Here is a 22,719-nt window from a genome sequence, read left to right as displayed (position 1 = left end):
CCCCATGATCAGCCGCTACAAGACTTTGATGGCCGGTGTCGCCATCGCCCTGGCCAGCCTTTCGGGCGTGGCGCAGGCCCAGAGCTACCCCGCCCGGCCGGTGACCATGCTGGTGCCGTACCCGGCCGGCGGCCTGTCGGACGTCATCGCGCGCTCCGTCAACAACACGCTGGGCAAGCAGCTGGGCCAACCGGTGGTGATCGAGAACCTGGGCGGTGCGAGCGGCTCGATCGCCGCGCAGAAAGTGCTCAACAGCGCGAGCGACGGCTACCAGCTGTTCCAGGGTTCGCCGAACGAACTGATCCTGGCGCCCCTGGCCATCGCGTCCATCAAGTTCAAGAGCGAAGACTTTCGCCTGGTGCAGATGATCGCCACCGCGCAGATTGCCTTCCTGGCCCGCAAGGACATTCCCGCCAGCAACGTGGACGAGTTCCTGGAGCATGCGCGCAAGTCGGCGCAGCAGGGCCGCCCCCTGACGTACGCGAGTGTGGGCCCAGGTTCCTTCTACCACCTGCTCGGCGAGCACCTGTCCAAGGTCACCGGCATTCCGATGACCCATGTGCCCTACAAGGGTTCGGCGCCGGCCGAGCAGGACCTGATGGCCAGCCAGGTCGATTTTTTCCTGGCGCCCTATGGCAAGAAGTACGACGAGATGCACAAGCAGGGCCGCGTCAAGGTGCTGGCCATGCTCAACAGCGAACGGCTGGAGAGCGTGAAGAACTACCCGGCCATCAGCGAGAGCAAGCAACTCAAGGACTTCACCTTCAACATCTGGACCGGCTACTTCGTGAAGAAGGACACCCCGGAGCAGGTGGTGGTCGCGCTGCACAAGGCCATCACCGAAACGCTGGGTGACCCGGGCGTGCACCAGGCGCTGGAAGCCAACAGCCAGCTGCTGGCCAAACCCCTGCCGCTGGCGGCGGTGGACAAGGCCTATGCCGACGGCATCAGCCAGTTCCGCGCGATTGCCAAGTCCATTCAGCTGCAAGCGCAGTAAGCTTCACCCCTGTCGATCGGGAGAGACTGGCTTGCATGGCAGGCCGGCGCCGAAGGAGCAACCGCCCCGGAAACTCTCAGGCAAAAGGACCGGTCGACAACGCATCGCACTCTGAAGAGTGGCCGGGATTCGTCCCCCGGCCCACCGCAGGAGCAAGCCGGCCCACGCTGGTGAATCTCTCAGGTCTCAAACAGAGGGGGTCATGGTCCGCACACGGTGTGCGGGCCATGCTTTCTCTGTCTGACGGCTTTGAACGCGAGATTCACATGGCACACCTCATCGTCATCGGCGGCGGTATCACGGGCGTCACCAGCGCCTACGCCCTGGCCCGTCAGGGTCATCAAGTCACCCTCATCGAAAAGCACCGCTATGCGGGCATGGAGACCAGCCATGCCAACGGCGGGCAACTCTCTGCGTCCAACGCCGAGGTGTGGACCCATCCTTCCACCCTGGTGAAGGGTCTGAAGTGGATGTTCAAGGCCGACGCGCCCTTGCTGGTGAACCCCAGGCCCAGCTGGCACAAGCTCAGCTGGTTCGCCGAGTTTGTGGCCTCCATTCCCAAGTACCGCAACAACACCGTGGCCACCACGCGCCTGGCCATTGCCGCACGTGAGCAGCTGTTTGGCTGGGCTGAACACGAGGGCATCGATTTCGATCACAAGCAGCGCGGCATCCTGCACATCTACCGGGACCGCGCCGGCTTCGAGCACGCAGGCGAAGTGTCCAGGCTGCTGGCCCAAGGCGGCCTGTCGCGCCGCGCCGTCACACCCGACGAAATGCGCGCCATTGAACCCACGCTCCAGGGTGAGTACTTCGGTGGCTGGTACACCGAGAGCGACAGCACCGGCGACATCCACAAGTTCACCCACGGCCTGGGCCTGGCCTGCGCACGCCGGGGCGTGAGACTGATGACCGCCCAGGCCGTGTCGCGCGTGTGGAGCACCGGCGACAGGGCGCGCGTTATGCTGGCCAACGGGGAGGAGGTCGATGCTGACGGGGTGGTGATCTGCGCGGGCGTGCGCAGCCGCGCCCTCGGCGCCCAACTCGGCGACCGGCTCAATGTGTACCCGGTCAAGGGCTACTCCATCACCGTCATGCTGAATGACGAACAAAGCCAGGCCGCCGCGCCCCAGGTGAGCCTGCTCGACGACGAGACCAAGCTCGTCACGAGCCGACTGGGGTTGGACCGCTTCCGCGTGGCGGGCACGGCCGAGTTCAACGGCTACAACCTCGACATTCGCGCCGACCGCATCCGGCCGCTGGTGGACTGGGTGAACCAATGTTTCCCTGGCGTCAGCACGCGCCGGGTGGAACCCTGGGCGGGCCTGCGGCCCATGCTGCCCGACATGATGCCGCGCGTGGGTGCGGGCAGGCACGCCAACGTGTTCTACAACACCGGTCACGGCCACCTGGGCTGGACGCTGTCGGCCATCACCGCGCATCAACTGGGTGAGCACGTGGCACGGTGGGACATGCGTCGCGTCCCGCGCGCAGTGCAGGTGAGCAACATGGTCTGAACTGCGCCTCCATTCGTGCGTCGGGCTGCTTGGTTCAGGACAGCCGACTCTCCCACGCTTTCCGTCGTGCAGCACGATCGGCGCCTTCGGCGCCGATCGTCAACGAGTTGCGATCACTCGCTGCGGGTGCTTTTGCACTGGTTGTCGAATCTGAGACACTGTTCTTGTCAGCGTGGCTCATGGGACTTCCTTTCTATCGGGGGCAGGCCGTGGCCCAAGCTGCCGCGCAGATCGCGGGCGTGTCCAAGGTGAGCCACCTCGAGCACGGCCTGGCTGAGGACGTGGCCGCGCAGGTGCTCTCCATCGCATCGAACTGCAGCCACATACCGGCTCGGGCTGCACCAGGCTCATTGCGGCGGCGGCGAGCTGGCAATCGCCAAAATAAGCACGACTCGCACGGGAGAACCATAGACTGATACTGCGCGCGGCACATCCGCCGCTCGCGTGGCGCTGATGCCCCGCCGAGCAATGCAACGAGGGATTCCAGCGCAACGAGGCGACAAAGCATCCGAAGATTGCGTTTGGCATTCAAAAAAAAGGGTGGGCCTTGGTAGCCCACCCCTTGAATCACGTCAAGTTCCGCGATGAAGGAACATTTGCACCGAGGAGGAATGCGTCATTCCAACATCAGACGTGAAGTAACCAAAAAAATCACTGTCACACCGAACAAACATAGTTTGTCGGCCCGCCATTTTATCGACGGACGTTTCCATCGCGTACTTCCATAGATGCGTGTTTTCCCTCGCTTTCTGGGCGCTCATGAGCCGGATCGTCCAGCGCGTTGCGATGGCACTCGAATATCGCTTTTGTGCCACTGCTGCATCTGGTACTGGCGCTAGAAGTGCGCGGCCTCGCCGACCGTTCCGATGTGGATTGGCCGCGGAGAACTTGGAGTCGTTGGTGATCGAGAATTCAGCCAGCGGGTAGCGCCACTGCTGCGGACCAGAGTTGCTCAACCGTGTGCACTACATCGCGTAAACGAAATGGTTGCAACAACAGTCGACGCACATCGAGTTCTTTCAGCGTCGCCACGAGTCCCGCGTCAGCAGCGTGCACCATCACCGCAACCGGGATATTGGCCTCGCACTTAAAGTCGCCCGCACGCAAGCGCGTGAGCAACGCCAGTGCTGCGTCGCGCTCGGCTAGCGAAAGCAGCAGGCCGTGCTCCGCGTTGCTCTGCATCCATTTTTCTCCCTGGGCGATGCTGGTCGCCTGCTGCAGCCGAACCAGTTGTAGCTCACGGCACACCGAGGCCACCGTGCCACGCACCAAACCATCGGGTTCGATCAGCAGCACCTGCGGCCGGTCCGCAGCGGCGCTCACGACACCGCCTCCTCGCGCCGGAACAGCTCCTCCACCACCAGGTCGCGCAGGCCGTTGAGGATGGCCTCGTCCAGCTTGTCGAACTCGCGCGGGCGCCGGTCCATGATGCACAGGGTGCCCACCACCTGCCCGTAAGGCAGGCGCAGCAGCGCCCCGGCGTAGAAGCGCACATAGGGTTGACCCACCACCATGGGGTTGTCGGCAAAGCGCGGATCGGCCAGCGCGTCGGGCACGATCAAGGTCTTCGCCATCGCCACCGCGTGGCCGCAGAAGGAGATGTCGCGCGGCGTTTCCTGCACGTCATCCATGCCAAAGGACGATTTGCACCACTGTCGATCCTGGTCAACCAGCGAGACCTGCGCGATGGGCACGTTGAACTCTTTAGCCGCGAAGGCTGAGATGCGGTCAAAACGCTCCTCGGGCGGTGTGTCCAGGATCACCAAGTCGCGCAGCGCCTTCAGGCGCTTGGCTTCGTTGTGTGGCAAAGGTGGCTTGATCATGCAAGATTCAGACAAGCGAATCGGTTTATGGCGTCACGGATTCATTCAACGTTGCGCTTCATCGGAACGCGGCAGGTACTTGCTTGAATCACACTTGCAACCTGCGGACAGCTTCCAGTAGAAGGCGCCAAGTTGGTGTGTTGCGCACACGAACTTCAATTTTGTGGGTTCTGAAAATATCAAAATCGAGTTTGGGGCAGTCTGAGCAAACCTGAGCAACTAAGGCAAGAATGCCGATGGCGTTGTGAAAGTAAAACAGTCACATCTGCAGATGTGATTTGCGCCCAACCTGCCATCAACACGTCATAGCGGGGATCTCTATCCTCAATCGGACGAGGCTAGCGCAGGCAGCAGAACCTTGAAGGTCGTGACGCCTGAATCGCACTGCACTTCGACTCGCCCGCCGTGCGCGTCGATGATTCTCTTGACCAGAAACAACCCCAGACCAGCGCCCGTTTTGCCCCGTGCCGCCCGGCCTCTGTAATATTTCTGGAACAAAAATGGCCGTTCTTCGAGCGGAATGTTTTCGCCACGATTCACAACACGAACGGTAAGCCCGCCTTGTCCGTTGCCGCGAACCATGACATCGATGACAGTGCTGGCGCGAGAGTGCCGAATCGCATTGGTGATTAGATTGCGAAACGCCACCTGCAGCATATCGAGGTCACAGGCGTAATCCTCAGGCAATGCCTTTGTGGTCAGCTTAATCCTGTCCTCAGGCCACTCGGAGACGAGTTCCTTGAAAAAACTTGGCATGGCGCACCGTCGGATACGTATCGATCGCTCGGAGCTGTCCATTCGTTCGGCGGTAAGGTAGTTGTCCATCAACTCCGCCATGCGCCGGCTCGCTGCCGTGATGTTGGTGCAACGCCTCAGCGACTTCTCGACAGGCGCATCCAGATGCGCCGCGAGCTGCTGCGCAGAGGCACCGATGATTGCCAGCGGTGTGCGAAGCTCGTGGGACACCATGGCGACGAAATCTCGCTGTTCTTGGCGGGCCGCCTGTTCCACACGCAAGGCTATGCGCAGGGCGTTGTAGCGGTACACGATGAACAAGCACATCACAATCATGTGCAGCACGGAGCCCACCTGGATGCTGTAGTCGGTCACGAGTCCCGGCTCCAACCATCCCAGGTTGCGCAAGTACCGGATGAGAACCCCCAGATAAAAAATTGCGAAGGCGATCAAATAAAAGCGCGCCGGTGCATGGCCGCGCCACACCAAGACGATGGAGGCTCCGGACAACAGCATGATCCAGGCCATCGAGACTACCTGGCTCGTGCCCACGCCAGCGGCGTATTGGCCCGCGATAACCAGCAGGCTCGTCCCGACGGAAACGGCGGCCGCTCCCCTGAGCAGGAAGCGATTGAGGCGCGGCATGACCTGGTCGAGTCCCAGCAGCACTGAAGAAAACCGGGTGCTCACGAACACCACGGCGCAAATCGAGATGCCAAGAATGGGCGTCGCCAGATCGGAGTTCCAGTCCAGGGCATTCTGAAGGTACCCCATCGTCATCAAGACGCCCAAGAAATTCAGGGCCGCGTAAGGCACGTACCACCCGCTGAGTGCCTCCCGTGTCCATTGCCAGAACAAGAACTGGATAAGGATCACCAGCCCATAGAGGCCGAAGTAGCCACCCCAGAGCAAGGCCTCGTCGCGAGCGCTTGCATAGAAGAGTTCCGCCTCCCACAGCCGCAAGCCCGTGGACAGCGAATTCCTGCTCGCTAGGCGCACCATGACTTCATGCCTACCGGGTGGCAAGTCGAGACGAAACGCAGGGCTGCGTGTGTCCAGCGGCCAAGCGCTGCGCTTGACGTTGCGCCCGGCCACCTGCATATGCCACTCGCCAGCTGCATCGCGCTGGAAAAAGCGCACATCTTCCAGCAGCGTATTGCGCAGTTCAAGCCGCCACGATGGGGCGTTGGTTGCTTGAATGACCTCAAACCGCAGCCAGATGGCATCCGAAGTAAAGCCCGCGTTCGGGGAGCCGGGCAATGCCTGCCATCCCGCCGCAGTCTCCGCCTCCTGGACCCGCAGGCGGCCGCCCGCATCGATGAGCCACGCCATCCGGCCATGCAGCGGGATCATGCCTACTGACCGATCGAGCACGACTGGTGGCTGTGCGTGTGCGATGCCGCAAAACAGAAACATGAAGAGGAGAATTCGCAGCAGCATGGGGAAAGGATGGTACGCGGTCCGCCTCGACAGTCCGAACTGAAGAGCCAGGGTTGCCGCGAAATCATGCAATAGACTTGTGCCGCATGGCGTCCCTTATCCTGCTCGAAGATGAACCGGTACTGCGCGAGGAATTGTCCGAGTTCCTTGTCGAAGCGGGGCATGAGATGGTCTCTGTCGGAACGATCGAAGAGTTCCGACATGCGTTCGTGCCTGGTCTGCACCCTATCGCGATCGTCGACCTCGGCCTGCCCGATGGCGATGGACTCGATCTTATTGCTGAGCTGCGCGCTACCGGCCACCGGCTGGGCATCATCGTGTTGACGGCGCGCGACGCGATGCCATACAAGGTTGCCGGCCTGGCGGGCGGCGCCGACCACTATCTGCCAAAAACAGCCGAATTGGGCGAACTCACGGCCACTGTCTCAGCCCTCGCCCGCCGCCTGGACATCCAGGAGAAGCCCCGCTGGATACTGCAAGGTGCCCCAAGACAACTTGTGCCGCCCGGCTTTGAGCCAATTCCCCTGTCCGGTCAAGACTACGCGGTGCTGCGAGCGCTGGCCATCGGCGGTGACTGTGTCACCCGCGAGGCGATCGTCAAGGCCTTGGATGAAGACTGGTTCCAATATGACCAGCGGCGGCTGGACACCCAGATGCGCCGCTTGCGCCGCAAGGTTGAAGAGGCCTGCGGCTTGAATCTCCCCGTTAGCACGATCCGAGGGATTGGATTTCGGTTTCACGACGCCGTCGACGTTCGACCATAGTTGCTCAGGTTTGCTCAGACTGCGCGGAGCGCGTGTTTGTTACTTTCAAGCCGAAGTAACAAACCAAAGGAATGGACGTGTGCACCACGCGAGTCCAGGTCGTGCGGACGCCGGGCACTGTCTGCGAAAACCCCGCTCGTTCTCAAATGCGGCCCGAGGCCAGAATCTTGCGTCAGCAGGTCCCAGGCTGCGCGGCGGCCAGCGACGTGCGTCAGAGCTGCGAACAGATCCACGGCGGCTGCGAACCCGATTCAGTGCTGCCACCACCAGCCTCGCTAACCGACTCAACCTTCAACTGTTTCATCGCGCGCACTGGGTCTCCGATACTTGTGAAGTTCTCGGCAACTTGGTGCGAACTGTCTAGGTCACTGGCGCCGCATTTCGAAGCCGCTGCAGCACAACTGCTTCATGTACGTTTCGCCAACGTCGATATCGATGCCAACCCCCAGGCCACTCGAGCCAACGCCGTCCGAAGCGTCCCAACTCTCATCTTGTACCGCAATGGCAAAGAGTTGGCTCGACATTCAGGGGCAATGCTAATGAACGTAATGAAGCACTGGGTACAAGCTAGCTTGATCATCGAAACATGAAAGAGCCCATCGCTTCAAGATGTGCGTGCCTGTGGGGCCATGAAGCAAATACCCTTGCCACAGCGCTCCGATGGAGCGCGCTGTGTGCCGAAATAGTGCCGACAACATTCGGCAAGCCCTATTGAAGGATTTGCGGCATCCACAATCTGGTGGCTTTCCAAGCCCATCCATTGATCTCAGGCCTCACTGCGCTTTGAGTCTCCCGACTCAGCGCTCTTTTTCCAATCGTGGTTGCCCTCATCTGCAAATATGTGAAGCGATGAGGCAACATCACATTTGCGTCTTCATGTAGAAGTCACGTCATGTCAACACGGCTGCGCATCTCTCACTGCGATCCATTCCTTGTTGGTGCGCTCCACGCCGACGACGACCTCACTGGCCGCTGATGTCCAGCGCTGGGAATAGCGTGGTCGTGCCGTGCGCTCGTGGTCATGGGTGCATCGCCGGGGAGTACCGGGCGCCTGCAGAAATGTGCTCGCCCCTCTTGACCCGCGGGCTAATGGGTGGCTCTTCTCGCCGACGCACAGCACCATGGCCTTGAGCGGCGGGTCCTGGTACAGCCCGGCGATGTCGCGCACCTTCTCGACAACCGGCGGATCGCTGGAGCGTTTGAAGGTTTTTTGCCGATAGGGCTGCAGGCCGAATGCGCGCCAGATGCGAGAGACCGCCGTTTGTGACCGGCCGGCTTCGCGCCTCATGGCGCGCGTACTCCAATGCGTTGCGGCGTCTGACACGCTCTCCAGCGTCTCGGCCATCACGGCGTCCACATGCGCATCGTCGATCGTGCGCGGTGCACCGGGTCGAGGGGCATCGAGCAGTCCGTCCAGCCGATGTTCCACGAATCGGGTACGCCACTTCGAGACGGTCTGAGGCGTCACCCGTTGCCGGCTGGTAACCACCTTCTTGTCGATGCCTTTGGCGCAGGTCAAAAACTGCGTGCCCACAACGCCAGCGCTTGTGCGGTTTGGTGCCGCAATGTCAGTGCCGTGAACTGCTCATGCTCGTCCTCGGTCAACACCAACTCGGTCTTGGGTCTTCCACGCATCGCCACCTAACTCAAGACACCACACGTTGGTCTTCTTGACTTCTCCCATGAGGGGGTGTTTGGCCGATCTGTTGCCGGAGCGTTCAGATTGACCAAAGCGGCCGCGCCAGACGCACAAGGTGGTGCGGCACTGCATGCGCCAGACATGCTGGTTTCTCTAATGAGATATCCCCCGGCGGCAGGGGGACAAGAAGAAATCTTCGCTCTTTCTGCTTTTGGTTGATACGATTTGTTTGGAATGCGCAAACACGTTCCGCATACGGAACAATTGGAATTCGCCGTCCTCAACGGAACTCGAAAAAGGAAATCGCCATGAACATGCCTGATTCGTTTCGCGCCGCCACTGTCGGTTCACACCTGCTCCAGGGTGTGGCTGCCGTGTTGCTGGCCGTGTCGACCCATGGGGTCCGAGCGCAGCCCGTGGCGGATCTGTGCAGCAAGATCGATTTCCAGAAACCGCCCGCCCAGCCGGTGCCCATTCGGTATGGGCTAACGGGTGGGGGCGAAGAACCTTTGGCACTGCTGTGGGCGGACAAGGACAAATATCCCAACCAGGGCAAGTTCTATGTGTTGGACCACAAGCTGTTTGCGCCCAATGACCGGATGACCGCCGTGCAGGCCGGGCAGCTCGACGCCGGCTCCATCAGCCTAACCGCGTTGATCACGGCGGTGCGCGTCGGCATCGATGTGCGTGCTGTGGCCTCTGTGGTGGAGACGAACGCCACCGATAACCAGGGCGCATTCGTCGTGCTCAAAGACGGTGGTCTGACCGACATCAAGCAACTCAAGGGCAAGCGCATTGGCTTCTATGGTCCGAACACCATCAGCGAGTACTGGATCAAGAGTGCGCTGCGGCGCGCGGGTTTGAAGCCCAACGACGTCTCCTACGTCTCGATGCCACCGCCGGCTCAAGAGCAAGCGCTGCGGAACAAGCAGATCGACGTCGCATGGCTGGCCCGCCAGTTTCTGGCCAAGGCCAATGCCGCAGGTGGGATTGAGATGCTGATGCGCCCCATGCAGGCCACGGTACAGGCCCATCCGAGCACCCTGGCGTTCTTCACGCAAAAGTTCGTTAAAGAGCAGCCACAGGCTTACTGTGCCTGGCGGGCCGACTACCAGAAGGCTTTGGCCAATTGGGCCAAGGACCGCGAGTCCTTCTATCCCAAGTTGATCGCCGCGGGCTACCTCACGCCAGCCGCCGCGCACGCAGGCGCGGACGGTGGTCGCGCCGAAGGCGGAAAGATCGACCTCAAGGACATCGACGACACCATCGACGACATGGTGGAAGCCGACTTCCTGCCGCGTGGACGCAACCCGAAGGCCGCCGACATGGCCTTGGGCGGGTACGCGCTCGTCCGTTGAGTCGCACGCCAATCCCCTTCCACACAACCAGAAGCAGAGCACACCGGATGATTCGAATCGAGTCCGTCACCAAGAAGTTCAAGCGCGGCGACCACGTCGTGCACGCATTGGGTCCCGTGGACCTCCAGATAGAAAAAGGCGAGTTCATCACCATCCTCGGTCCCAGCGGCTGTGGCAAGACCACGTTGCTGCACATGTTGGGCGGCTTCGAGTCGGCCTCCTCGGGACGCGTGTTGCTCGATGGTCAACCCATCGGCAAACCCAGTCGCAAGCTCGGCATGGTGTTCCAGGAGGCGACGCTGTTTCCCTGGAAGACCGTGCTGCAGAACATCGCATGGCCGATCGAGCAGACCGGTGTGTCGCGGATGCAGGCGCTGGACCGGGCCACGGCGTACCTCGACAAGGTCGGTTTGCACAAGTTCGGCAAGGCCTATCCCAATGAGCTGTCCGGTGGCATGCGCCAGCGTGCGGCGCTGGCGCGCACCCTGGCGATGGAGCCGGAAGTCCTGCTGATGGACGAACCTTTCGGTGCGCTCGACGCGCAGACACGCGAGGAGATGCAGGAGGAATTGACCCGCATGTGGCAGACCTCCGGGTTGACGGTGGTGTTCATCACGCACGACATCACCGAGTCCATCTTCCTGGGGGACCGCGTGGTCGTCCTGGGGGGCAAACCGGGTCAGGTGATGGAAACCTGCCGCATCGATCTGCCACGGCCGAGGTCCGCAGCGACCAAGTCCGATCCGCGCGTTCTGGAATACCGGGCCCATCTGTGGGACCTGATCCGACGCGGTGCGACGGTCTGAGCGGAGCACGCCATGAAACCTCAGACGCTCAAGCCGGTCAACGACCTGCTCCACGTGACGGTGGGCTTTCAGCTGCTGGTGCTGATCCTCTGGGAGATGGGCGCGCGCAGCGGCCGCTTCCCCGACTACCTGGTGGGCCCGGTGGCCATCGTGGTCGAGGCGGGGCACCATCTCGCCAGGGGCGAGGTGATCGGCCAAATGGGACACAGCCTGTTCCGGGTCTATGCGGGCTTCCTGATCGGTTCCGCATTCGGGGTCGTTCTGGGCTTGTTGTCCGGCGTGTCGAGACCGGTGCGCGACCTGCTCGATACGCTGCAGGCCTTCGTCCATGCCATTCCCAAGATATCGCTGTTTCCCGCGGTGGCGGTCTGGCTGGGTTTCTCGGACGCTTCGCGCATCCTGATCATCGCCTTGAGCTGCTTCTTCCCGGCCTATCTCAATGCCATGAGCGGCGCGCTGGGCATCAACCCCAAGTACCTCTGGCTCAGTCGCAACAACGAAATGGGGCGGTTGCGCACCTTCACCGAGGTGATCGTTCCGGCGAGCTTGCCCAGGACCCTGGTGGGTTTGCGCATCAGCCTGATGGTGGCCTTCATTCTGATGGTCGCCACCGAAGTGGTGGGGCACTCCGACGGGCTGGGTTCGTTGGTGATGCTGGCGTACCAGAACGGCGAGTACCCGCAGATGTATGCCTACATCCTCTTCATCGCGGTCGCGGGCTACCTCTCCAATCTCGTGCTGCAGCGCGTGGCGCAGCGTCTGTGCAGAGGACAGAGCATGGAACTCGGAGGCAAGGCATGAGGCTCGACCGTTCGCACCTGACCAAGGCCACGGGCGTGGTGCTGTTCCTCGCGGCGTGGCAAGCCTTCGCGGTGCTGGGCGACACGCGGATGCTGCCCGGCATCCCGGACGTGGCACGACAGCTGGCCGACCTGATCCAGTCGGGCGAGCTGTTCGAGCACGCGCTGTCCACTCTCTCCAAGGGGTTCCTGGGTTTGGCGCTGGCCCTGGTCGCCGGCGCGGCCGTGGGCATCCTGTGCGCCCGCCATCGCTACACGGATGCCGCTTTGCATCCGGTCATTTCGATGCTCTACCCGGTGCCCAAGCTGGCCCTGTACCCGGTGGTGGTGCTGATCTTCGGCTTCGGTGGCGCGTCCAAGATCGTGCAGGTCGGCCTCGAGTGCTTCTTCCCCATCTTCGTGCAGATGTACGCGGGGACCCGTGCCGTGCCGCGCAACCTGTTGTGGCTGGCCGAGAACAACGAGGTCGGTCCCTTGCGCATGGTCCGTGATGTCCTGTTGCCCTCGCTGTTGCCCTACCTGCTCACCGGGTTGCGGGTGGCCACGCCCATCATGCTGATCGTCATGTGCGTGACCGAGTTCATCGGGGAGTCCAAGGGCCTGGGCTACCTCATCTCACGCTACTCCTCGTATTTCGACACCGCATCGGCGTTCGCGGTGATCGTGGTCCTGGGGCTGTTCGGTCTGTTGGCCGATCGGCTCATCGTCTACCTGCGCACCCGGGCTGTGTTCTGGGAACGCGGGGTGAGCCTGTAACGGCGGTTTTCTTGTCTGGAGCATTTATGAAACTGGAAACACACGATGTCGTGATCGTGGGCGCAGGCCTAGCCGGCCTGTCGACCGCGGTCTTCCTGGCGCTCAATGGGGTGCGCGCGGTGGTGATCGAGCGCAACGCCTCCACCTCCATCCTCCCCAAGGCGCGCGGCCAGAACCCGGTGAGCATGGAGATGCTGCGGGTGGCCGGCATCACGGACGCGATCCGCGCGGCCCGGCCGCCCGGCAAACCGGGCATCACCTCGGTGGTCTCCGAAAGCCTGACCGGCAAGGTGATCTACGACCACATCGCCCACCGGCCCGACTTCTCGAAGTACTCGCCCGAAGTGCCCGGCATGGCGAGCCAGGCGCGCGCCGAAGCCGCGTTGCTGCGGCGCGCCCAGGACCTCGGTGTCGAGATCCGGTTTGAACGGACCTGCGAGCGCATCCGGGAGCTCGACGACCGGGTCGAGCTTGAGCTGCGGGACCTGCGGACGGGCGCGGCCAGCACCGAGTCGACGAAGTACCTGGTGGCCTGCGATGGCATCCGCGGTGCGATCGCAGAGCAGGTCGGCATCGGCCACCATGGTGTGGGGCATCTCAAGGCGGTCACCGCCGTGCGCTTCAACGCCGACCTCTCCCGCTGGGCCGGTGGCAATTCGATGACCATCCACTACGTGAAGAACCCCGCGCTGCCGGACGGCTCGGGCATTCTGGTGAGCACGGACGATCCGAACCAGTGGGTCGGCAACTTCTCCGCCGACCCTGACCGCACCCCCGAAGAAACGCGCCGCCTGATCCGGATTCTTCTGGGCATGGACGACATCGAGTTCGAGGTGACCGGCGACACCACCTACAACTACTCGCACCGCATCGCCGATCGCCTCAGCACCCGGCGTGTCTACCTGGCTGGGGACGCCGCGCATGTCATGCCCCCCACCGGCGGGCAGGGCGGCAACACGGCCATGCAGGACGGCTTCTACCTCGGCTGGAAGCTGGCCTATGTGCTGCGCGGCATCGCCGGGCCGGCCTTGCTCGAGTCGTACGACACCGAGCGCCGCCCCTACGCCGAGATCGTGTGCACCTGGCAAGCGGCCAACCTGGCCGAGCGGCGGGACATGAAAAACCTGGGCACCTTGCTGGGCGAACCCATCGACCACGCGAAGATGATGTTTGGCTACCTGTGCGCGGACGGGGCCTTCGTCAAGTCGCCTGGGCAGGCCGTGCCGTCGGCCACGGACCCCTTCGAGGACCCCGCGACGCCCACGGGCAACCCCGGCGCCCGCGTGCCCTACGCCATGCTTTCCGTGGGCACGGCGTCCATCAACACGCGCCACCACCTGACACCGCAGTTCCAGCTGTACACGGCCGATGCCCTCATGGCCAGCCAGGCCCAGGCGATCGCCGACCGGAAATCGATCCCCCAACGCGTGACGGTCGTCGACTCGGTGGACCCGATCCGGCTGGCCTCGGACGAGGCCATGCTCGTGCGGCCGGATGGCGTCGTGGCCTGGCGCGGCCGATCGGCCGATGCGCTGGCCGCGGCCTACGACACCGTGCTCGCGCGCGCCTGAGCATGGGCGCCTGCCTCGTTACCGGTGCGACGGGCAGCATTGGCCGCAGCGTGGCGCTGCGCCTCGCAGGGCGGGTGCCCCGGCTGCGCCTTCTGGTGCGCGGCCCGACGGGCCCGCCGTGGACGGATGCCGAGCATGTCCAGGGCGATTTCGACGACCTGGCCAGCATGGCGCGCGCATTCGCGGACATGGAGACCGTCTTCCTGTACACGCCCGCGCGCCTCGACGCCCGGCTGCTGCAAATCGCTGCCGAGCAAGGCGTGCGCCACATCGTGCTGCTGTCTTCCGCCTCCGTGGTCAAGGTGGCGCCGGATGCCCGCAACCCCGTCGCCGAGCGGCACCGGGGGATGGAGCGGTATGTGCGGGACGCGGGACTGATCGGCACCTGGCTGCGGCCGGACACGCTGGCCTCCAACAGCTTGTCCTGGGCCGAAGAGATCCGGGCGCACCGATGCGTGTCGGTGCCGTACCCGGCCTCGCTGCGCAACCCCATCCACGAGGATGATGTGGCGCGCATCGCTGTCATGGCGGTGCTCGACAGGGAGGCCTTCCGCGACCGTTCGCTCCTCCTCACCGGGCCCGCGCCGCTGTCCATCCGTGACCAGGTGGCGGCGATCGCTCAGGCGATCGGCCAGCACATCGAATGCCGCGAAATCACCGTGGAAGCCGCGATCGACCGCATGACCCGGGCGCCTGCCCCGATGCCCGCCGAAGTGGCTCGTCGCCTGGTGGCCTACATGGAAAAAACGACGCGAGAGACCCCCTGCGTGACGACCGACTTCTTTGACGTGGTCGGACAGGCGCCAAAGACGTTCTCTGAGTGGGCGATCGAACATGCCCGGGTCTTTCGGCCAGCGGGTGTCAATACACTCCCGGGTTGACCGACAGGCGATCCGCCCTTGCCATCCATCGATTGAGCGACATGACCACAGAACCGCAGGGTACCCATCACAACACCGATCAGGCGGACAAGAGCTCCTCATGGGTGGAGGCGCTTTACCAAGGCATGGCGGTTCTGCGGGTTTTTGACGGTGAGCACAGCGGACTGACGCTGACCGAGATCGCACAAAAGCTGGGGTGGAGCCGCACAAAGCCGTACCGCTACGTCTACACCCTGGAGCAGATGGGGTACCTGGTGCGGCAGGAGGGCTCGAAGCGGTACCGCCCTACCTCGCTGACCATGACCCTGGGCTACTCCTACCTCAGCGGGCTGTCTCTGCTGGAACTGGCGCAGCCGGTCCTCGACCGCCTGAAGAACGCGCTCGGTGCGTCCGTGCACATGGGCATCCTCGAACAAGGCGAAGTGGTCTACATCGCCAGCGCCCGCGTGTCCGTCGTGCCGGCGGTGAACATCCATGTGGGCTCGCGCGTGCCGCCGCATGTGACCTCGCTGGGGCGCGCGCTGCTGTCGGAGATGGACGACGACCAGATCGATGCGCTCATCGGCAAGGCCGAGTTGCCTGCCAGCACGCCACGCAGCATCACGGAGCCCGCGGCCTTTCGCCAGATGCTGAAGACGTCCCGCGAACAGGGCTACGTGTTCACGGACGAGGAGTTTCATCCCGGTGTGAGGTCGATTGCCGCGCCGGTTCACGATCGCAAGGGTGACGTCGTTGCCGCCATCAACGCCACGTCCATCGTTCAGAAGTTCTCGGACAAGTACATGGTCGAACAGGTCATCCCGCTTGTTGTCGGCGCGGCCGAGGAAATCTCCATGAGCATGGGGTTCATGCCACATAGGAGCTCGAACCCGGATCCAGCGGCGCCTTCGCGTTGAGCCTTCAAGGCAGGTCATCGAAGCAGGTGTATTCAGCGGGGTGCTCCGGCCTTGTGCCGGGTAGGGATACCTGGGCGGTGGCGCAGGCTGCGCAAAGCAGGCGCTGAGATGGACGAATGCTCGAGATCGAGGCCCGCGACTCAACGCTCGACCTGGGACAGGGGGTGACTGGGCGGATAGGTGGGTGTGACAGGCTTGGACGCGCCAACGATGACGCACATCAAGGCTTCTTCATCGCCGATGTTGATCACGCCGCGGTACACGCCCACTGGCCACGAGATGAGGTCTCGTTCGCCTGCTTCGGCCTCCCAAGACTCGCCGTTCAGTTCGGCGATCAGTTTGACGCGACCTCGCAGCACGAAGAACACCTCTTCAACATCGGTGTGAATGTGCAATGGCCCTTCCGCACCCGCCGGCAGGATCATGGTGGAGAAGGTGAAGTGCTCGGCTTGCACGGTATTGGCGTCGCTGGCCACGCCGGTGGCGCCGGTACCGACATACCGCATCTGCGCGCGACGGTACTTGGGGTCCAGGTCGGCCTGGAACTTCAGCGCTTCCCAGTCATAGCGCCTGGTGGCCCGTGTGGCCAGGCGAGTCTTCATCCATTGGGCCAGGCTCATGCCGGCGGGCGGCTGGAATGAGGTGCGATCGGTTGCGGTGGTGCTCATGTGGTTTCCTTTCAATGTCAGTTGGAAACGGTCTACAACGCGAGCTGTTTTATCAATGAAGTAACGTATCGCATATAAACCGCCGGACCATTGAACCCAAAATGCCGCCAGGATGATTTGACCTGTGTCAACCGAACAGCCGCTGCGTTGCTTTGGCTGCCCGCCATGTCTTCGTGGCCGATCGGCAGAGAGCTTCAGGAAGACGCCCCAGGTTGAAGAGGTCTGCATCAGCGGCGACGAGACCTATGGTCGAGTTGAACAAGGCCATTGCAGCGGGTGAAAGCATCGAGGCCTTCGCCGCGCGCATTCCCGAGCTGCTGCGCCGCCTCGACCACTTGATCGCGCAGCTTGCCCCCAGACGAGCTGATGGCGAACTTGGCCGCGATCCTGGAGAGCAGCATCAACCAGCGCCTCGACACCAAGACCGCGCCCGATGGCACGCCCTGGTTGCCGCTTGCAGATGCCACGAAGGCGATCTACGAGAAGAAATACGACGGCGCCATTCCGGGCAGTTTGCTGGAGCGCACGCGGCAGATGCGCAGCAGCCTGACCGCGAACTCGGGCAGCGACTGGTCGGAGGTGGGGATGAGCCGCATGAGCGCCGACAACCGCAGGGACATCCCCGTCCTGATGGAGACGGGCACCTACACGCCCCTGGCCAGTGCATCAGGGCTTGCCCAAGCCAAGAAAAGGTTGGGCATCGGCGCTGGTGGTGGTAGTGCATCCCTAGGTGCCGGCCATGAGCTTACGAGCACTGGTGGAGCTGACCAAGGCTGGGCCCGATCCGTTGCACTACGTGTCCACCGGCGTGGGCAGTTCCAGCCACCTGACCACGGAACTCTTCAAGTCCACCGCAGGTGCCTCGATGAACCACGTTCCCTACAAGGGTGGCGCGCCGGCCATCACAGACGTGCTCGGCGCGCATCTACGCTGGCTCACGGCATCCAGCCGTCGTGAAGTTGCACGAGGTCCACAAGGCCAGAGGATCTGGGTTCGGCCCCAGGCCATTGTGAGATGCGGGTGGTCCATCAAGGTGCTTGGGACTGCAGCTTGGCAATGACTTGATCCACCAGATCCTTGCTGGTTTTGGAGAGCTGACCGCTCTCACTCGCTCGCCGCATCACTTCAATCGTCTCTCGGGTATTCCCCATCGCCTGCAGCGACAAACCCAAACCGACCATCCAGTCGGCCTTGCTCGGATCTCCTCGCAACGCAATGCGGTAGTGCATCTCAGCATCGGCGTGGCGCTTGAGTCGCAGCAACTGCGATGCGTAGTACGCATGAAATTGCGGGTCGCCGCTGGCTGATTTCAACCCCTGCGCCAACAAAGTCATCGCGTCTTCCTGTTGACCCGCCTGAATCCACAACGGTGCCAACGCCAGCATGTAGAGGGTCTGCTGCGGGGAAAGCATGAGACCGTCCCCGAGCACATCGGCCGCAGCGGCGGACTGCTTGCGCTCGACCAGCAGTCGTGCCAAGGCCAGTCGAGCCTGCGCGTGCTGGGGGTTCAGGTCGAGCGACTCCCGCAACAGGCTCAATGCCGGCTCCTGCGCCCCCTGCTTGTGTTCGTTCAGCGCTTGCTGGAATTTTTGTTCCGCCTTGAGCGCCAGCATATCCTTCGCTGGAACGTGCCCCGTTCCTGACCCGTTCACGTTGTCGCCCGCAGCAACGCGAGACTTCACGGTGCTTGACGGCGGGGTCTCAGCAACAGGCCTCACCGCAGTGGCAGCCTGTATTGCTCGGGTTTCGGAACCGGGAACGTTGGCAGACGTAGTGCGAACGGGCGCTGGGGTCGGGCTGGCCTTCGAAGGCGGCGAGGACACAGCGGCCACGCTTGGAGACACCGATGTGGTCGCCCTCAATGGCAGGGGGCGTGTTGCCGCCGCAGCAGCAAGCGGTCGCTCAGGCAAAGGGCCTTCCACTCCCGACGCCGAAGCCATTGTGCTTCGCTCGGACGGCGGCAACTCGCTAGGGGAGGCTACCGATGGCGTCCCCGTGGCCGCTGCAAAATCCGTCGCGGCTTGACCCAGCTCCGCGGTATCCACCGCTGTCGCTACGCCTTGCACTGGGCGCGGCGCGGCGCGCTCGGGCAACGCTGCGCGGTCCGGTGTGGCGCCCTGCTGCCGCACCATCCATCCCACAGCGACACCCACCACCAGGCAGACCAGCGCACTTTGAAACAGCAAGGATGGACTAGCCCAGGAAGGCGAGGCCAGCCGAGCCTCTGACGGATACTGACTTGCGGCCGGTGCACGTTGGCGATCCTGGCCCCGCTCGCGCGACTCCAGATCTTTGAGCATGTCGTTGATCAGGCTCATGAACGGTACGCCCATGCGGCAACCACAGCCACGCCTGCCAAGACCAGCGCGCCCAATAAGCGCGACGCCGTGCGCTTGGGTCTGGCACCCAGCACCGAATCGGTGTCATCCGCCGCGTGCACCACCTCCTTCAGCCCGACCAGACGGCTGCCTTTGCCATAGGCCGACATCATGGCCTTGTTCGCCAGCACATTGATCAGGCGAGGCACGCAGCGTGACTTTCGCCGCAGCATCCAGAGCGCCAGGGGCGTGAACAACTGGCCACGCCGGTAGCCGGCCGCGGCTAGGCGGTGTTGCACGTAGTAGCTGAACTCGGAGTGGCTCAAGGGTTTGAGGTGATAGTGGAAGGTAATCCGTTGGCGCAGTTGCCTCACCGAAGGGTGGTTCAGGCGTTCGTCGAGCTCAGGCTGGCCAAAAATGATGACCTGCAGCAGTTTCCGGCTCTCCGTCTCCAGGTTGGTCAGCAGCCGGAGTGCCTCCAGCGTCTCGATCGGCATGGCCTGCGCTTCATCCAGACAGATGACCACCCGCTTGCCACTGTCGTTGAGCTCTAGCACCCGCCGCGTCAGCGCGTTGAGAATTTCGTGCTGTGTCATCCCCTCAGGCACGGGTCGTGGCAGACCCAGTTCTGCCGCCAGCTCAATGAACAGAGCCAGTGGCTCCAGGTAAGGGTTGAAGATGTAGCCCACGGCGTACTCCTCACCCAGTGCTCCCAACAGCTTGCGGCACAGCATGGTCTTTCCGGTGCCGACCTCCCCGGTGATCTTCATGAAGCCCTCGCCCATCGACACCGCGATCAGCAGCGTGTTGAGCGCCTCCTGCGAGGTTTCCGACGAAAAAAAGAACTGGGTGCTCGGCGTGATGGAGAACGGGAAAGCCTGCAGGCCGAAGTGCTCTAGGTACATGTTGTCTGGGCGAAAGCCTTGGATTGGGGTGCGAGCTGCGGTCAGTTCGAGCGCTGCCTGGGCTTGCAGAAATAACCCCCACCGGGGAAAGTCTTGCCGTCAAAGTCCTGCGCCCGCGCATGAAACCCTTCGACCTGCCATTTCACATCCTGGGTGTTCAGCGAGGCGCAATGCATCGCGGCCAGCGAGGCCAATTGCAGGGGCACGGGGCCAAAGGCTTCTCCGCGATCCCAGGCCACGGTTTTGCCACGCGTCACCAGGCGCGGCGGCGTCTCGTCCTGATGGTTGCCGCGCGACACGGCGCAGCCCGAAGCCAGCCAGGCGGCGATGAACAAGGTACAGATCGTGAGCGTCTTCATGTGTGTGGGGTCCTTTCGTCGCGCGGCACTCAGGCGATGATGAAATTGGTCTGGTCGAGCGCCAGGGTCGGGTGGTTGAGCAGCGTGGCGATGAGCAAGCCGTCGTACGTCACCGCGCCCGATCCTGCGTCGTAGGCCAGATGGTTCAGGGGATTCGCGTCGCTGAAAATGGACCGATCCAGATAGATGCGGTCTTCACCAGCCACGAAGTCCACCAGGGTGTCGGCGTGGGCGGCTCCGGGAGCGGCGTTCAAGACAAAGGTGTCGGCACCGGCACCGCCGGTGAGCTCGTCGATGCCATAGCCACCGATCAGCACGTCGTTGCCCGATCCACCTTTCAGCACGTCGCTCCCGCCACCGCCGACCAGCAAATCGTTTCCGTCACCGCCATTGAGCGTGTCCACCAAGCCGAAGGTCTCGTCGATCCAGCTTCCCGGACGGCCGGAGTTGAGCGGATCGGCAAATATCAGGTCGTTGCCCGCGCCCCCATTGAATGTTTCGGCATGGCCGTCGTTGGCCGTGGAGCCATAGAGCAGGTCCGCGCAGGCCGTGCCGTTGACAACGGGGCTTTCATCGCTCGATTCGGCTCCCTGCACGCGGTAGTAGCTGAGGCCGTTGGCGGTGCCGAAGTCGTAGCCGTAGTAGGTGCCACTGTTGGTGAAGGTGAGGTACTCCAGGGCACCGGACCCCACACCACGGCTCGCGTCGAAATGGTTAACCACTTCGGCAAAGGCGTTGCCCACCTGTAGGTAGAGCGAGTTGAATTGGCCAAGCAACCCATGGTTGGCAGGCAATACCTGCATATGCGTGAATGCGGCGGCCCCCTGGTCCACAGTCAGCACGTCATAGGCAGTGACGGCCCCCTCGATGGAAAGGCTGGGGTACGGCTCCGCAGCCGCGTGCGCGAGGTGGTACTGCACACCGCTGGTGGGCGCACCCAGCGTGAAAGTCATCTGCCCTTGCTCGCTGTCCAGACCGTTGGCCGTCGCCTGCACGGTGACGGTGTAGCGTTGGCCGATGCATTGGGCATTGGCACCGGCCGCCGTCAGCGAAACGATGCCGGTGCTCGTGTCCAGGTAGAACCAGGGGTTGCTCGCCGGATCGGTGCCGGGGTAGGTGGCCGGGTTGTAGGGGCCGCTGCCCTCGGCCGCGCGCCCCGGAATGGTGGCGCCGGAGGCCGCGTCCACCACCTTGAGCACCCGAAACACCGCGTTGGCCTGATTGGAATCGAAGTCCGCCACGGTCTTGCCGTTGTCGGCGCTGGTATCGATCGGGTGCAAAACGCTCAGCGGCGTGTTGATGTTAGTGGGGCCAGGGACAGTGCCCGGCGGAGTGGCGGGGGGTTTGGGATAGATGCTGGTGGGGCCGGTCTGGCCACCACCACCACCACCACCACCACCCGCGCCCAGCAGGGGCAGCAGTCCGAGCGGCCACAGTGCGCCGCCCGCGGGGTGCGCATCGGCGGCACCTGAGGGGCCGCAAGCGTCGGCGACCCCGGGTTCGGAGACCGGGCAGGATGGCGGGGCAGGGGGGAGGCCGGCGGCGGCCTGGGACAGCAGTTCCTGCTCCACCGAGGGGGCCTGCGCGAGCAAGACGGGGTCGTCTTCGGCGTCTTCGGGCTTCTTCACCTGCACGGTGTTCAGGGACCGCTTGAGCGTCTGCATGGGCCCTGCCAAAGGCATGCCGTGTGGTTGCGACAGGGGGCTGGCGGTGAGGGCCGGCGCACGCAGGGGCATCGTGCTCGGACTCGTGGCGGGCTGGCTCATGGAGGAACTTCTTAAAAATGGGAGTGGCGTTGAGGCCGGGAAAACAGGCATGCGAACCCAGGGACAGGCGCAGGTGCAGTCACCCGCGCCGGCCATGGCAACGACGGTGGTGGCGCAGGTCGGCGCTGCATTCGCGCGCCTGCGCCCGCCCCAGGCCCTGCCGGAGCAGGGCCTGGGAACGTCAAGCCCTCATCAGTTGCCCAGTTTCACGCCCAGGCGCGTGAAACTGCTGTTCATAGCACCAATGTTGGTGGTGGCCATTTCGATGTTGGACAGGTTCACGACACCGGTCTGGGGGCCCAGGAACCAGGCACTGGAGTCCACCGTTGCGGCGACCTTGATGCTGGCGTCCAGGGCGGCGACGTTGATGGCCGAGTTGAAGACGTCCATGGCCTGCAGTTCGGAGACCTTGTTCGACGCGCTGGTGGTCGCCGCGCTGGTCAGGCCGGTCAGGTTCATGTCGCCAGTGCCGGTGAGGTCGACGAGCTTGGAGCCGGTAACCGCCAAACCGCCCAACTGGCCTGCGCCAAAGCTCGGGCTGGTGACGCTGACAGCACCGCCCGACGCGGCGAGGCTGGCCGCACCCAGTGACGACGTGGTCGCGTCGGACTTTTCCGTGACCTTGCCCATCACGTCCGCGGTAGCGCTGTTCATGGCGCCGATCACGGTGGTGCTCAGCTTGGCGCCGGCAATGGCGTAGGCGCTGGCGCTGGAGGTTGT

The 22,719-nt window shown here is 63.3% G+C and carries 24 protein-coding genes, 2 pseudogenes and 2 riboswitches; of the genes and pseudogenes, 14 read left to right on the top strand and 12 right to left on the bottom strand.

Annotated features, from left to right (window positions below; all coding sequences use genetic code 11):
- Window positions 1-4 precede the first annotated feature (4 nt).
- The 3 genes and pseudogenes from AC07ZS_RS20665 to AC07ZS_RS20655 all read left to right on the top strand — a co-directional run.
- Window positions 5-997 (top strand): Bug family tripartite tricarboxylate transporter substrate binding protein, encoded by a 993-nt coding sequence (locus AC07ZS_RS20665; RefSeq protein ID WP_494800405.1) that lies wholly within the window; start codon window positions 5-7, stop codon window positions 995-997.
- Window positions 998-1,004: 7 nt separating this feature from the next.
- Window positions 1,005-1,099, top strand: a riboswitch (glycine riboswitch).
- Window positions 1,100-1,201: riboswitch (glycine riboswitch) on the top strand. It begins immediately after the preceding riboswitch.
- Window positions 1,168-2,514: a D-amino acid dehydrogenase gene (locus tag AC07ZS_RS20660; RefSeq protein ID WP_494800404.1), complete on the top strand. Its 1,347-nt coding sequence runs from the start codon at window positions 1,168-1,170 to the stop codon at window positions 2,512-2,514. (Overlaps the previous riboswitch by 34 nt.)
- A gap of 206 nt (window positions 2,515-2,720) precedes the next feature.
- Window positions 2,721-2,861, top strand: a pseudogene (locus tag AC07ZS_RS20655) (electron transfer flavoprotein subunit alpha/FixB family protein); the annotation flags it as partial.
- Between the two features lie 565 nt (window positions 2,862-3,426).
- Here the strand turns inward: AC07ZS_RS20655 and AC07ZS_RS20650 are convergent.
- The 3 genes from AC07ZS_RS20650 to AC07ZS_RS20640 all read right to left on the bottom strand — a co-directional run bounded on the left by AC07ZS_RS20650 (window position 3,427) and on the right by AC07ZS_RS20640 (window position 6,512).
- Window positions 3,427-3,837, bottom strand: a complete 411-nt coding sequence (locus AC07ZS_RS20650; protein ID WP_494800403.1) for a hypothetical protein — start codon at window positions 3,835-3,837, stop codon at window positions 3,427-3,429.
- The gene (locus AC07ZS_RS20645) at window positions 3,834-4,337 is read right to left on the bottom strand and encodes a GAF domain-containing protein (protein WP_494800402.1); all 504 of its coding nucleotides are present in this window, start codon (window positions 4,335-4,337) and stop codon (window positions 3,834-3,836) included. The genes AC07ZS_RS20650 and AC07ZS_RS20645 overlap by 4 nt, the downstream gene beginning before the upstream one ends.
- A 324-nt stretch (window positions 4,338-4,661) precedes the next feature.
- The gene (locus AC07ZS_RS20640; RefSeq protein ID WP_494800401.1) at window positions 4,662-6,512 is read right to left on the bottom strand and encodes a sensor histidine kinase; all 1,851 of its coding nucleotides are present in this window, start codon (window positions 6,510-6,512) and stop codon (window positions 4,662-4,664) included.
- A gap of 86 nt (window positions 6,513-6,598) precedes the next feature.
- On the opposite strand from AC07ZS_RS20640, the gene AC07ZS_RS20635 reads away from it, so the two are divergent.
- Together AC07ZS_RS20635 and AC07ZS_RS20630 are read left to right on the top strand one after the other, a co-directional pair.
- Window positions 6,599-7,276: a response regulator transcription factor gene (locus AC07ZS_RS20635; RefSeq protein WP_494800400.1), complete on the top strand. Its 678-nt coding sequence runs from the start codon at window positions 6,599-6,601 to the stop codon at window positions 7,274-7,276.
- Window positions 7,277-7,347: 71 nt separating this feature from the next.
- Complete coding sequence (locus AC07ZS_RS20630) at window positions 7,348-7,866, top strand: thioredoxin family protein (protein WP_494800399.1); 519 nt, start codon at window positions 7,348-7,350, stop codon at window positions 7,864-7,866.
- A gap of 305 nt (window positions 7,867-8,171) precedes the next feature.
- Here the strand turns inward: AC07ZS_RS20630 and AC07ZS_RS20625 are convergent, their stop codons facing one another.
- The gene (locus AC07ZS_RS20625; protein WP_494800398.1) at window positions 8,172-8,810 is read right to left on the bottom strand and encodes a helix-turn-helix domain-containing protein; all 639 of its coding nucleotides are present in this window, start codon (window positions 8,808-8,810) and stop codon (window positions 8,172-8,174) included.
- Between the two features lie 413 nt (window positions 8,811-9,223).
- Between AC07ZS_RS20625 and AC07ZS_RS20620 the strand changes: the two genes are divergently transcribed.
- The 7 genes from AC07ZS_RS20620 to AC07ZS_RS20590 are packed head-to-tail and all read left to right on the top strand — an operon-like array spanning window position 9,224 to window position 15,983.
- Window positions 9,224-10,273, top strand: a complete 1,050-nt coding sequence (locus AC07ZS_RS20620; RefSeq protein WP_494800397.1) for an ABC transporter substrate-binding protein — start codon at window positions 9,224-9,226, stop codon at window positions 10,271-10,273.
- A 47-nt stretch (window positions 10,274-10,320) separates the two neighbouring features.
- Window positions 10,321-11,079, top strand: coding sequence for an ABC transporter ATP-binding protein (locus tag AC07ZS_RS20615; RefSeq protein ID WP_494800396.1), 759 nt, complete (start codon window positions 10,321-10,323; stop codon window positions 11,077-11,079).
- A gap of 12 nt (window positions 11,080-11,091) precedes the next feature.
- Window positions 11,092-11,880 carry an ABC transporter permease gene (locus tag AC07ZS_RS20610; protein ID WP_494800395.1) on the top strand — a complete coding sequence of 263 codons (789 nt, stop codon included), beginning with the start codon at window positions 11,092-11,094 and terminating at the stop codon, window positions 11,878-11,880.
- Window positions 11,877-12,635, top strand: a complete 759-nt coding sequence (locus tag AC07ZS_RS20605) for an ABC transporter permease (RefSeq protein WP_494800394.1) — start codon at window positions 11,877-11,879, stop codon at window positions 12,633-12,635. Before AC07ZS_RS20610 ends, AC07ZS_RS20605 begins: the two co-directional genes overlap by 4 nt.
- 26 nt (window positions 12,636-12,661) lie before the next feature.
- On the top strand, window positions 12,662-14,206 hold the full coding sequence (locus tag AC07ZS_RS20600; RefSeq protein ID WP_494800393.1) for an FAD-dependent monooxygenase: 1,545 nt from the start codon (window positions 12,662-12,664) through the stop codon (window positions 14,204-14,206).
- A gap of 2 nt (window positions 14,207-14,208) precedes the next feature.
- A complete protein-coding gene (locus AC07ZS_RS20595; RefSeq protein WP_494800392.1) occupies window positions 14,209-15,087 on the top strand; it encodes an SDR family oxidoreductase in 879 nt (292 codons plus the stop codon).
- A gap of 41 nt (window positions 15,088-15,128) precedes the next feature.
- Window positions 15,129-15,983, top strand: coding sequence for an IclR family transcriptional regulator (locus tag AC07ZS_RS20590; protein WP_494800391.1), 855 nt, complete (start codon window positions 15,129-15,131; stop codon window positions 15,981-15,983).
- 140 nt (window positions 15,984-16,123) lie between these two features.
- Here the strand turns inward: AC07ZS_RS20590 and AC07ZS_RS20585 are convergent, their stop codons facing one another.
- Window positions 16,124-16,651 (bottom strand): cupin domain-containing protein, encoded by a 528-nt coding sequence (locus tag AC07ZS_RS20585; protein WP_494800390.1) that lies wholly within the window; start codon window positions 16,649-16,651, stop codon window positions 16,124-16,126.
- A 227-nt stretch (window positions 16,652-16,878) separates the two neighbouring features.
- Entirely contained in the window at window positions 16,879-17,052 is a 174-nt protein-coding gene (locus AC07ZS_RS20580; RefSeq protein WP_494800427.1) for a hypothetical protein, read from the bottom strand.
- On the opposite strand from AC07ZS_RS20580, the pseudogene AC07ZS_RS20575 reads away from it, so the two are divergent.
- Window positions 17,018-17,194 (top strand): annotated as a pseudogene (locus AC07ZS_RS20575) (phage virion morphogenesis family protein); the annotation flags it as partial. The gene AC07ZS_RS20580 and the pseudogene AC07ZS_RS20575 overlap by 35 nt on opposite strands.
- Here the strand turns inward: AC07ZS_RS20575 and AC07ZS_RS20570 are convergent.
- The gene (locus AC07ZS_RS20570) at window positions 17,128-17,271 is read right to left on the bottom strand and encodes a hypothetical protein (RefSeq protein WP_494800426.1); all 144 of its coding nucleotides are present in this window, start codon (window positions 17,269-17,271) and stop codon (window positions 17,128-17,130) included. The pseudogene AC07ZS_RS20575 and the gene AC07ZS_RS20570 overlap by 67 nt on opposite strands.
- 119 nt (window positions 17,272-17,390) lie before the next feature.
- On the opposite strand from AC07ZS_RS20570, the gene AC07ZS_RS20565 reads away from it, so the two are divergent.
- A complete protein-coding gene (locus AC07ZS_RS20565) occupies window positions 17,391-17,711 on the top strand; it encodes a tripartite tricarboxylate transporter substrate-binding protein (protein ID WP_494800389.1) in 321 nt (106 codons plus the stop codon).
- On the opposite strand, the gene AC07ZS_RS20560 is transcribed toward AC07ZS_RS20565, so the two are convergent.
- From AC07ZS_RS20560 to AC07ZS_RS20540, 5 genes are all read right to left on the bottom strand, one after another.
- On the bottom strand, window positions 17,680-18,333 hold the full coding sequence (locus tag AC07ZS_RS20560; RefSeq protein ID WP_494800388.1) for a hypothetical protein: 654 nt from the start codon (window positions 18,331-18,333) through the stop codon (window positions 17,680-17,682). The two genes, AC07ZS_RS20565 and AC07ZS_RS20560, sit on opposite strands and share 32 nt — an antisense overlap.
- A gap of 632 nt (window positions 18,334-18,965) precedes the next feature.
- Window positions 18,966-19,874, bottom strand: coding sequence for an ExeA family protein (locus AC07ZS_RS20555; protein WP_494800387.1), 909 nt, complete (start codon window positions 19,872-19,874; stop codon window positions 18,966-18,968).
- Between the two features lie 41 nt (window positions 19,875-19,915).
- Window positions 19,916-20,233 carry a hypothetical protein gene (locus AC07ZS_RS20550; RefSeq protein WP_494800386.1) on the bottom strand — a complete coding sequence of 106 codons (318 nt, stop codon included), beginning with the start codon at window positions 20,231-20,233 and terminating at the stop codon, window positions 19,916-19,918.
- Between the two features lie 29 nt (window positions 20,234-20,262).
- Window positions 20,263-21,999 carry a calcium-binding protein gene (locus AC07ZS_RS20545; RefSeq protein ID WP_494800385.1) on the bottom strand — a complete coding sequence of 579 codons (1,737 nt, stop codon included), beginning with the start codon at window positions 21,997-21,999 and terminating at the stop codon, window positions 20,263-20,265.
- A 192-nt stretch (window positions 22,000-22,191) separates the two neighbouring features.
- On the bottom strand, window positions 22,192-22,719 hold a 528-nt coding region (locus AC07ZS_RS20540), incomplete at its 5' end, for a hypothetical protein (RefSeq protein WP_494800384.1).

This window comes from Hydrogenophaga sp. GW456-12-10-14-TSB4 (genome assembly GCF_059424305.1).
This window is presented reverse-complemented; position numbering and strand designations above follow the sequence as displayed.